This window comes from Nocardia sp. NPDC059764, assembly GCF_042732555.1.
Taxonomy (GTDB): domain Bacteria; phylum Actinomycetota; class Actinomycetes; order Mycobacteriales; family Mycobacteriaceae; genus Nocardia.
In genome coordinates, this window is the sequence record NZ_JBHWHH010000099.1 from 17,525 (window position 1) to 27,753 (window position 10,229).

General features: G+C 69.5%; 7 protein-coding genes and 1 tRNA gene. 5 read left to right on the forward strand and 3 right to left on the reverse strand.

All coding sequences use genetic code 11. The annotated features are described in order from the left end of the window. Nucleotides 1–14: 14 nt before the first annotated feature. Nucleotides 15–443: a helix-turn-helix domain-containing protein gene (locus ACFV4K_RS21805; RefSeq protein ID WP_379277199.1), complete on the reverse strand. Its 429-nt coding sequence runs from the start codon at nucleotides 441–443 to the stop codon at nucleotides 15–17. Between the two features lie 84 nt (nucleotides 444–527). Here ACFV4K_RS21805 and ACFV4K_RS21810 point away from each other — a divergent pair, with 84 nt between their 5' ends. The 3 genes from ACFV4K_RS21810 to ACFV4K_RS21820 all read left to right on the forward strand — a co-directional run bounded on the left by ACFV4K_RS21810 (nucleotide 528) and on the right by ACFV4K_RS21820 (nucleotide 2,551). Continuing rightward, nucleotides 528–1,367: a class I SAM-dependent methyltransferase gene (locus ACFV4K_RS21810; RefSeq protein WP_379277200.1), complete on the forward strand. Its 840-nt coding sequence runs from the start codon at nucleotides 528–530 to the stop codon at nucleotides 1,365–1,367. Between the two features lies 1 nt (nucleotide 1,368). Then, complete coding sequence (locus ACFV4K_RS21815) at nucleotides 1,369–2,016, forward strand: cyclase family protein (protein WP_379277201.1); 648 nt, start codon at nucleotides 1,369–1,371, stop codon at nucleotides 2,014–2,016. A gap of 115 nt (nucleotides 2,017–2,131) precedes the next feature. Next, nucleotides 2,132–2,551, forward strand: coding sequence for a hypothetical protein (locus ACFV4K_RS21820; protein WP_379277202.1), 420 nt, complete (start codon nucleotides 2,132–2,134; stop codon nucleotides 2,549–2,551). Nucleotides 2,552–2,636: 85 nt separating this feature from the next. On the opposite strand, the gene ACFV4K_RS21825 is transcribed toward ACFV4K_RS21820, so the two are convergent. Continuing rightward, the gene (locus ACFV4K_RS21825; protein ID WP_379277203.1) at nucleotides 2,637–3,845 is read right to left on the reverse strand and encodes an Ig-like domain-containing protein; all 1,209 of its coding nucleotides are present in this window, start codon (nucleotides 3,843–3,845) and stop codon (nucleotides 2,637–2,639) included. A 218-nt stretch (nucleotides 3,846–4,063) separates the two neighbouring features. Between ACFV4K_RS21825 and ACFV4K_RS21830 the strand changes: the two genes are divergently transcribed. Next, a tRNA-Lys gene (locus ACFV4K_RS21830) sits at nucleotides 4,064–4,136 on the forward strand. A gap of 146 nt (nucleotides 4,137–4,282) precedes the next feature. On the opposite strand, the gene ACFV4K_RS21835 is transcribed toward ACFV4K_RS21830, so the two are convergent. Beyond that, nucleotides 4,283–4,576: a hypothetical protein gene (locus ACFV4K_RS21835; protein ID WP_379277204.1), complete on the reverse strand. Its 294-nt coding sequence runs from the start codon at nucleotides 4,574–4,576 to the stop codon at nucleotides 4,283–4,285. A gap of 165 nt (nucleotides 4,577–4,741) precedes the next feature. Between ACFV4K_RS21835 and ACFV4K_RS21840 the strand changes: the two genes are divergently transcribed. Further along, nucleotides 4,742–10,213 (forward strand): carboxyl transferase domain-containing protein, encoded by a 5,472-nt coding sequence (locus ACFV4K_RS21840; RefSeq protein ID WP_379277205.1) that lies wholly within the window; start codon nucleotides 4,742–4,744, stop codon nucleotides 10,211–10,213. Nucleotides 10,214–10,229 lie beyond the last annotated feature (16 nt).

Here is a 10,229-nt window from a genome sequence, read left to right on the forward strand (position 1 = left end):
GACCTGTCACGCAGTCATTTCGGTCCGCTCATCGCCTCCGCGACGTCGATCTCGCCCGCCATCACGCCCAGCAGGATGCGCCGGAAGCTCGGGCATTCGGCGTGACTCGGGGCGGGACAGGCGGCGGCATGCCGGAGGCCGTCCCGCACCGCGGTCATTTGCGAGATGGTGCGGTCCAATTCGTCGGCCTTGCCGGTGAGCAGGGCCCGGTCCACCCGGAGTTCGCCCTGCGGGCCGAAGACCAGCACGATGTCGTCGAGGGAGAATCCGGCGGTGCGGCCCAGCGAGATGAGGGCCAGCTGTTCGAGCACCGAACTGTCGAACTGGCGGCGCAGGCCGCGTCGGCCGGTGGAGGCGATCAGGCCGCGTTCCTCGTAGTAGCGCAGGGTCGAGGCGGGAACGCCGGTGCGGCGCACCACGTCGGCGATATCCAGGCTGGTCATACGGTTACCTCGGACTTGACCTCAAGTTAGCTTGAATTGAGACAGTGTAGTTCTCCGTCCGTTCCACGATGAAGGACAGCGATCATGACGACACCGCTCGACAAGGATCAATCCGACCGCTGGGCCACCTCCGGCACTGCCTGGGTCGACTTCCAGGACCTGATCGGCCGGGTACTGCGGCCGCTCGAGGAACTGCTGGTCGAGACCGCCCGCACCGACGGCGCCCGGCGGGTGCTGGATGTCGGCTGCGGCACCGGCGGCACCACTCTGGCCGTGGCCCGCGCGACGGGCGCGCGCTGCACCGGCGTCGATATCGCCGAGCCGATGCTCGAGGCGGCCCGCGCCAATGCCGAACGCGCGGGCCTCCCGGTGGATTTCGTGTGCGCCGACGCCCAGACCCACGCCTTCGACGCCGCGGTCTACGACCTCGTCATGTCCCGCTTCGGGGTGATGTTCTTCGCCGACCCGGTGGCCGCGTTCACCAATCTGCGCCGCGCCACCCGGTCCGGCGGACGGCTGGCCTGTGTCGTGTGGCGGGCCGCCGCCGACAATCCGTTCTTCACCACCGCGGAAGACGCGGCCGCCCCGCTGCTCCCCGATCTCGGGCCCCGAATCCCGGACGCCCCGGGGCAATTCGGGTTCGCCGACCGCGAGCGGGTGGCCGGGATCCTGGCCGACGCCGGCTGGACCGATATCGACATCACCCCGGTCGACGCCGACTGCGCGCTGCCCGAATCCGACCTCACCGGCTATGTCTCCCAATTGGGACCGGTCGGCCTGGCGCTGCTCGAGGCCGATGAAGCGACCCGCGCGAAGGTCGTCGAGGTCGTCCGTGCCGCCTTCGAACCCTTCGTCCGCGACGGCGCGGCCCGCTTCACCGCCGCCTGCTGGCTGCTGCGCGCCACCGCCCCGGAGCACGGCTGACATGCCCATCCTCGATCTCTCCGTGCCGATCCGATCCGGCATGCCCGTCTACCCGGGCGATCCCGAGGTGACCGTGCGACCCGCGCTGACCGTGGCCGCCGACGGCGTCAATGTGCTGCACCTGGACATGGGTTCGCAGACGGGCACGCACGTGGACGCGCCCCGGCACATCGACGACGCTCTGCCCGCCCTCGACGAGCTGCCACTGGAGCGGTTCACCGGACCGGCCGTGGTGGTGGACGCGCGGGCCGCGGGCGGGGGCGGGTCGATCGGGCGCGAGTACTTCGAGGGGCGGGTGGCTGCGGGCGTGATCGTGCTGGTGGCGACCGGATGGTCGGAGCACTGGGGCACGCACGAGTACCTGAACCATCCGCATCTGACCGTGGCGGCCGCCGAGTATCTGGTCGCGTCGGGGGTGCGGACGGTCGGCATCGACGCGCTCAGCGTGGACCCGACCCCGGCCGAGGAGATTCCGGCGCATCGGATCCTGTGCGGGGCGCACGCCGTGATCGCCGAGAATCTGACCGGTCTGGCGGCGGTGCTGGCGGCACAGGAGGCCGGTCAGCGGGTGGAAGTGTCGCTGTTCCCGCTGCGGCTGACCGGGGCGGACGGGGCTCCGGTGCGGGCGGTGGCGCGCGTCGGACTGTGAGAGAAACGTCAGTGTGTCGCATTTTGCGGCGCAGGTCACGCGATCTTCGTAGACTGCTCAGGACCATCTGGGGAGTCGGGGCCCCGACCACGCTCGATCCGAAGGATTTTCGCACGTGAACCGTTACGCCGTAACCACTTTGCTAGCCGTTGCGGCACTCCTGCCCGCCGCGCCCGCCGCCATGGCGGAGATCGCCCTCATCGACTCCACCACGACGACTCCGTCGACCACGTCGCCGACCACGACGACACCGACCACGACGCCAGGCACCACCACTCCGGGCTGCACCGTCACCGCGGGCCCCGCCACGGCCACGACCACCACCCCCTGCCCCACCAATACCGACCCGGCGCCGAAGAGCCCGATCGAGGCCTTGGTCACCGGTTCCTCCGGCTTCAAGCTGGGCGGGGCGCTCGGTTCGTCGAACACCAACTCCGCCGAACCCGGCACCTGCACCGTCATGGGCACCGCCTCCGCGCTGTCCGGCATGGCGGCCCTGGGCTGCGGCCCCAACGGTCCGGGCCAGATAGGCTGAGTCCGACCCTCCACCGGTCGAGCATGGTCGAAGGGGCATCAGCGCGCTGCTGATGCCCCTTCTGCCGTGTCCGTGATGTCCGCGGTCAGCCGCGGTCGGCGTTGCCCGCCTTCCACTGCTCCCACGGAATGTTCCAGTCGCCCAGCCCGTCCAGGCCGGACAGGGTGCCGCCGACGGTGTTCTTCACGATGGTGATGTCACCGCGTTTCACGTTCTCGTAGACCCATTTGGCGTCGGCCGGGCTGAGGTTGAGGCAGCCGTGGCTGGTGTTCGAATAGCCCTGCGCGCCCACCGACCACGGGGCCGAGTGGAAGAAGATGCCCGAGTACGAGATTCGGGTCGCCCAGTCCACGGGCGTCTTGTAGCCGTTGGGCGAGTTCACCGCGACGCCGTAGGTGGAGGAATCCATGATGATGCGGTCGAACTTGTCGCCCACGATGTAGACGCCGTTGTCGGTGGGGGTGGAGTCCTTGCCCATGGAGGTGGGCATGGTCTTGATCACCTGGCCGTTGCGTTCCACGGTGACGATCTTGGTGTTGTCGTCGGAGGTGAAGACGGTGGCGTCACCGATGGTGAAGCTGGAGTGGATGTCACTGTCGCCGACCAGTCCGCCGCCCAGGTCGTGGCCGTAGGCGTTGACCGCGATGTCGACCTTGGTGCCCGGGGTCCAGAAGTTCTGCGGCCGCCAGCGCACCTCGCGATTGTTGACCCAGTAGAAAGCGCCCTCGACCGCCGGCGTCGTGGTGATCTTGATCGCGTTCTGGGCGGCCTTGCGGTCCGGGATGTTCTCGTCGAACTGCACGGCCACCGGCTGACCGATGCCGACCACGTCGTTCTCGGCGGGCAGCAGATACGGATGGGTGCGGTTGTTCGGGGAGATCGTGGTGAAACTCATCACCGAGGTGGTCGCCCCGCCCAGGCCGATGGCCTCGACCGCCAGCTTGTAGGTGCGCCCGAATCCCAGCTGCTCGGCCAACTTCCACGAGCGACCGTCGGCGGCGAGCTCACCCGGCACCGGCTTGCCGTCCGGATTGCTCAGCACGACAGCGGTGAACTTGCCGTCCTCCACCTTCAGGTTCAGCTCGCCGGGCGCCACGCCCTTGTCGCCGTCCTTCACCGGGGAGAGCAGCTTCGGCTTCATCAGTTCGCTGATCGGGTTGGAATCGATTACCACCGAGGACTTCTGGCCGCTACTACCGGAGGAACATCCGACCAGTGCCAGCGCCACCACGGACAGCACCACCCCGGCCCCCCATAGCTTCCCGGTCCGCCGTCCGCCTTGCCTGTCACCCATCGCAACCCCACTTCACGTCTCGGCGCGCGGCCGGCCACCCGCCAAAGGCTTCCCCCACAACATCCGAGATCGCCCCCGCTGCGTTAACAACCCTCAACAACTCGAAAGACCACCAGCTCAGAGGGGCGATTTCACTTTCCGCGACCATCCCTGTTAATGTTCTATCCGCACCGCAGAGAGCCCGGAGCGCAAGACCGAGGCCCCCGGCGGATTAGCACGCGCCATTAGCTCAATTGGCAGAGCAGCTGACTCTTAATCAGCGGGTTCGGGGTTCGAGTCCCTGATGGCGCACAATACGAAGCCCCTGACCAGGCAATCCGGTCAGGGGCTTCGTTCGTTTCCGGGCTACTTCCCGTGCTCGGCAATGGCTTTGACGATGTCCTCCGAGGTGGGGAAACCCTGGCCTCACCACACTGGTTCGGGATCCCGACTCCGGTTCAGGCCACGTCCCGATCGCGGCGCGCCAGGGTTTCGGCGGCGTGCCGCGCGATGCTGGCGGCTTGGCGAGCCTGGGCTTCGGGGTGCGCGGTGTGCTGGTCCAGCGCCGCGCGAATTCGTTCGAAGGACGCGGCGGCGCCGTCGACCGCGTGCCGCAGGGCCGCGAATTGGGCGATCAGGTCCACCACCTCATGGGTGGTGAGGGTCAGCGTCGGGTGTTCCTGGCCGGTCAAGATGGCCTCCGCCGCGGATTCCGCCCAACGCGAGTGCAGTACGTCGAGGATGTCGGCCACTCTGATCGCCTCCCACAGTCACGGCCCCGGATGACGCTTTGCCCACGATACGTACGAGTAACCCCCTACCGCGGTGGTATCGAGAGCAGCAGACGTGCACACTACCGGTGACCGGCAGTCCAAACGCTGCCCGACCGGGCCTTCGCAACATAAAGGAGCTGACGGGTGTTCAGCCGTATTGCCATTGTGAACCGCGGTGAAGCCGCGGTACGCCTCATTCACGCTGTGCGGGATCTGGCGGCCGAGACCGGCCAGCAGATCCAGACGATCGCGCTGCACACCGATGTGGATCGCAACGCGACCTTCGTCCGTGAAGCCGACGTCGCCTACGACCTCGGGCCCGCCGCGGCGCGCCCGTACCTGGATCTGAAGGCGCTCGAGCAGGCGCTCAAGGCGACCAACGCCGATTCGGCGTGGGTCGGTTGGGGTTTCGTGGCCGAGGATCCGGCCTTCGCCGAACTGTGCGAGCAGATCGGGGTGACCTTCATCGGTCCGAGCCCCGAGGCCATGCGCAAGCTCGGTGACAAGATCGGCGCGAAGCTGATCGCCGAGGAGGTCGGCGTGCCCGTCGCGCCGTGGAGCCGCGGCGGCGTCGATACCGTGGAGGCCGCGCTGGCCGCGGCCGAGGACATCGGCTACCCGCTGATGTTGAAGGCCACCGCCGGTGGTGGTGGTCGCGGTATCCGCATGATCACCAATGCCGACGAGCTGGTCGACGCCTACGAGCGGACCCGGCAGGAGGCCGCGCGCGCCTTCGGCAGCGGCGTGGTGTTCCTGGAGCGTCTGGTCACCGGCGCCCGCCACGTCGAGGTGCAGGTGATCGCCGACGGTCAGGGCACCGCGTGGGCGCTGGGCGTGCGCGACTGCTCAGTGCAGCGGCGCAACCAGAAGGTCATCGAGGAGTCGGCCTCGCCGGTGCTGCGTCCCGAGCAGGCCGCTGAGCTGAAGGCCTCGGCCGAGCGGCTGGCGATCGCGGTGGGTTACCGCGGCGCGGCGACGGTCGAGTTCCTGTACCACCCGGGCGACGAGCTGTTCGCGTTCCTCGAGGTCAATACCCGTCTGCAGGTCGAGCACCCGATCACCGAGTCCACCACCGGATTCGACCTGGTGCGCGCGCAGCTGCACGTGGCCTCCGGCGGCAAGCTCGAGGGTCAGCCGCCCGCCGAGCGCGGCCACGCCATCGAGGCCCGGCTCAATGCCGAGGACCCGGACCGCGACTTCGCGCCCGCCCCGGGCCGGATCGCCCGCCTGGATCTGCCCGCCGGCCCCGGCATTCGCGTGGACACCGGTGTCAGCGAGGGCGATACGATCCCCGCCGACTTCGACTCCATGATCGCGAAGATCATCGCCTACGGCCGTGACCGCGACGAGGCGCTGGGCCGCCTGCGCCGCGCCATGTCGCAGACCCGCGTGGTCATCGAAGGCGGTTCCACCAACAAGAGTTTCGTGCTCGATCTGCTCGAGCAGCCCGAGGTGATCGACGGCAGCGCCGACACCGGCTGGATCGACCGCGTGCGCGCGCAGGGCCGCCTGGTCTCGCACCGGCACTCGGCGATCGCGGTGGCCGTGGCCGCCATCGACGCCTACGAGGAGGAAGAGCGGGCCGAGCGCGAGCGCCTGCTGTCCACCGCGGCCGGTGGCCGTCCGCAGGTGCAGCACGAGAGCGGCCGCCCGCACGACCTGAAGCTGCGCGGCGCCGCCTACCGGGTGCGGGTCGCGCGCATCGGCGCGCACCGCTTCCGGATCGGGATCGAGGCCGGCGGCGATATGCGTTCGGCCGACGTGGATCTGGAGCGTTTCGACCGGCACACCGGCCAGATCGTGGTGAACGGCAGCCGTTTCCGGGTCGTCACCGGCACCCACGGACCGGTCACCCTGGTCGACGTCGAGGGCGTCACGCACCGGATCAGCCGCGACGAGGGCGGCGTGGTCCGCTCCCCCGCACCGGCGCTGGTGGTCGCCACCCCGCTGGCCGTCGGCGACGAGGTCGAGGCGGGCGCGCCCGTGCTGGTGCTGGAGTCCATGAAGATGGAAACCGTACTGCGCGCGCCGTTCCGGGCCCGGCTCAAGGAGAGCGCGGTCGCGGTCGGCTCCCAGGTGGAGACCGGCGCGCCGCTGCTGCGGCTGGAGCCGATCGCCGATGACGCCGAGACCGAGAACGCCGCTCCGGCCGCCACCGTCGAGCTGGACTTGCCGGGTGCGCCCGCGCCGGTCCTGCCGCACGAGGGCCTGACCCGCAGCCTGCAGGATCTGCGCAGCCTGCTGCTGGGCTTCGACGTGGACCCGCACGACGAGCAGCGGGTGCTCGACGACTACCTGGCCGTGCGCCGGGCGGCCGTCGCCGACAACCGCCGACCGCTGGCCGAGGAAGTCGAGCTGGTGCAGGTCTTCGCGGATCTGGCCGAGCTGAGCCACAACCGGTCCTGGGAGGACAACGGCTCGCAGGGCCACGTGCACAGCGCCCGCGAGTTCTTCCACACGTATATGCAGAGCCTCGATGTGGAGCGGGCCGGGCTGCCCGAGTCGTATCGGGCGGATCTGAGCGCGGCGTTCGCGCACTACGGTGTCGCCGAGCTGGATCGCTCGTCCGACCTGGAGGCGGCGGTCTTCCGCATCTTCCTGGCCCAGCAGCGGCCGGCTGGAACGGTCACCGTCATCACCGCGCTGCTGCGCGAGTGGCTGAGCGAGCCGGTGCCGGACCGTGCGCTGCGCGAGCCCGCCGGTCTGGCGCTGGAGCGCCTGGTGACCGCGACGCAGTTCCGGTTCCCGGGTCTGGCCGACCTCGCGCGTGGTGTGGCGTACGCCTGGTACGCCCACCCGCTGCTGCGCCGCAACCGCGCCCGGGTGTACACCACCGTGCGCAAGCACCTGAGTTTCCTGGACGCCCAGCCGGATACGGCCGAGCGCACCGACCGCATCGCGGACATGGTGCGGGCGACCGAGCCGCTGGTGCGTCTGCTGGGTCAGCGCCTGGTGCGCGGCAGGACCGACAACACCGCCATGCTGGAGGTGCTGACGCGGCGCTACTACGGCAACAAGGACCTCACCGATGTGCGGACCGAGGAGTCGAACGGGCAGCGTTTCGTCATCGCCGAGCGCCGGGGCGTGAACCTGGTGTCGGCGGCGGTGAGCTTCGACGCGCTCGACACCGTGCTGCGCGGGCTGGCCGAGGTGGCGCGTGACTGCTCGTCCGTCGAGGCCGACGTCTACCTCAGCTGGGAGAAGCAGCCGGAGGACTTCGAGGCGATGGCGGTGGCGCTGCAGGAAGCGCTTGCCGGACAGCCGCTTCCGAGCCAGGTGCACCGGATCACCTGCACGGTGGCGGGCAGCGGTGGCTCGGTCATGCACCACCACTTCACCTTCCGGCCCGCGACCACGGGGATGTCGGAGGAGCGGCTGATCCGCGGTCTGCACCCGTACATCGCCCAGCGCATGCAGATGCGCCGGCTGCGCAAGTTCGACCTCACTCGCCTGCCGTCCTCGGACGACGAAGAGGTGTACCTGTTCCGCGCGGTGGCCAAGGAGAACCCGGCCGACGACCGCCTGATCGCGTTCGCGCAGGTCCGTGACCTGGCCGCGCTGCGCGAGCACGACGGCCGCCTGCTGGTGCTGCCCACCGCGGAGAGCACCATCGCCACCTGCCTCGACTCCATCCGCCGCGCCCAGGCGCAGCGGCCGTCGAACAAGCGGTTCAACACCAACCGGATCGTCATGTACATCTGGCCGGTGGTGGATGTGACCCGCAGCGAGCTGGAGACGGTGATCGCCGGGCACGTGCTGCCGATGACGGCGGGCGCTGGCCTCGAGGAGATCCTGCTCATCGCCCGCCAGCGTGATCCGCAGACCGGTCAGCTGGAGAAGATCGCGGTGCGCGTCTCCTTCGACGCGACCGGCGGTGTCCAGGTGAGCGTCGGTGAGCGCACCGACGACGCGGTCGAGCCGCTCGACGAGTACCGGCAGAAGGTGCTGCGCGCGGGTAGCCGCAACACCGTCTACCCGTACGAATTGACCGGTCTGCTGGGTGATTTCACCGAGTACGACCTCGACGCCTCGCACACCCTGGTGCCGGTGGACCGGCCCAAGGGCCGCAACAGCGCGGCGCTGGTGGCCGGTGTGGTGACCACCCCGACCCCGCAGCATCCGGCCGGTGTCATGCGTGTCGCCCTGCTGGGTGACCCGACGAAGTCGCTGGGCGCGCTGTCGGAGCCGGAGTGCCGCCGGGTGATCGCGGCCATCGATCTGGCCGAGTCGCTGCGGGTGCCGCTGGAGTGGTACGCGCTGTCCTCGGGCGCCCGCATCTCGATGAAGTCGGGCACCGAGAACATGGACTGGGTGGCGGCCGCGCTCAAGCGGATCGTCGAGTTCACCCAGGCCGGCGGCGAGATCAATATCGTGGTCAACGGCATCAATGTCGGTGCGCAGCCGTACTGGAACGCCGAGGCGACCATGCTCATGCACACCAAGGGCATCCTGGTGATGACGCCGGAGTCGGCGATGGTGCTGACCGGCAAGCAGGCGCTGGACTTCTCTGGCGCGGTCTCGGCCGAGGACAACTTCGGCATCGGCGGCTACGACCGCGTGATGGGCCCGAACGGCCAGGCCCAGTACTGGGCGCCGAATCTGCTTGCCGCGCGGGACATCCTGATGGCGCACTACGACTTCTCGTACGTGGTGCCCGGCGAGGACGGTCCGCGCCGCGGCCGGACCGCCGACCCGATCGACCGTGACGTCTCCGACTTCCCGCACGTGCTGGAGGGCAGCGACTTCGCGACCGTCGGGGAGATCTTCTCGTCCGCCGCGAACCCGGATCGCAAGAAGCCGTTCGACATTCGCACCGTGATGCGGGCGCTGGCCGACCAGGACCACGAGGTGCTGGAGCGGTGGGCGGGCATGGCCGACGCCGAGACCTCCGTCGTCTTCGACGCGCGGCTGGGTGGAATCCCGGTGTGCCTGTTGGGCATCGAGTCCAAGAGCGTGGGGCGGCGCGGCTTCCCCGCCACCGACGGGCCCGACACCTACACGGCGGGAACGCTTTTCCCGCAGTCGTCGAAGAAGGCGGCGCGGGCGATCAACGCGGCCAGCGGCAACCGCCCGCTGGTGGTGCTGGCCAACCTGTCCGGCTTCGACGGCTCGCCGGAGTCGATGCGCAAGGTGCAGCTGGAGTACGGCGCCGAGATCGGCCGGGCCATCGTCAATTTCGACGGTCCGATCGTGTTCTGCGTGATCTCCCGCTACCACGGCGGCGCCTTCGTGGTGTTCTCGAAGACCCTGAACCCGAGCATGACCGTGCTGGCGCTGGAGGGCTCGTTCGCCTCCGTGCTGGGCGGCGCCCCCGCCGCGGCGGTCGTGTTCTCGGGCGAGGTCAGCGCGCGCACCGAGGCCGACCCGCGGGTGCGCGACTTCGAGCTGCGCGCGGCGAACGCCTCCGGCACCGACCGCGCCATCCTGACCGCGGAGCGCGACGAACTGCGCTTCTCGGTGCGGGCGGAGAAGCTGGGTGAGGTGGCCGCGGAGTTCGACCGCGTGCACAACATCCAGCGCGCCGTCGAGGTGGGTTCGGTGGACGCCATCATCAGCACCGTCGAGATGCGCCCGCGCATCATCGCCGCCATCGAGGCCGGGCTCGCCCGCCACTGATCGATGCGACGAGAAA

What these genes read in the sequence shown, in the direction of transcription:
- ACFV4K_RS21805 (WP_379277199.1), bottom strand. Translation starts at nt 443, where the DNA reads ATGACCAGCCTGGATATCGCCGACGTGGTGCGCCGCACCGGCGTTCCC.
- ACFV4K_RS21810 (WP_379277200.1), top strand. Translation starts at nt 528, where the DNA reads ATGACGACACCGCTCGACAAGGATCAATCCGACCGCTGGGCCACCTCC.
- ACFV4K_RS21815 (WP_379277201.1), top strand. Translation starts at nt 1,369, where the DNA reads ATGCCCATCCTCGATCTCTCCGTGCCGATCCGATCCGGCATGCCCGTC.
- ACFV4K_RS21825 (WP_379277203.1), bottom strand. Translation starts at nt 3,845, where the DNA reads ATGGGTGACAGGCAAGGCGGACGGCGGACCGGGAAGCTATGGGGGGCC.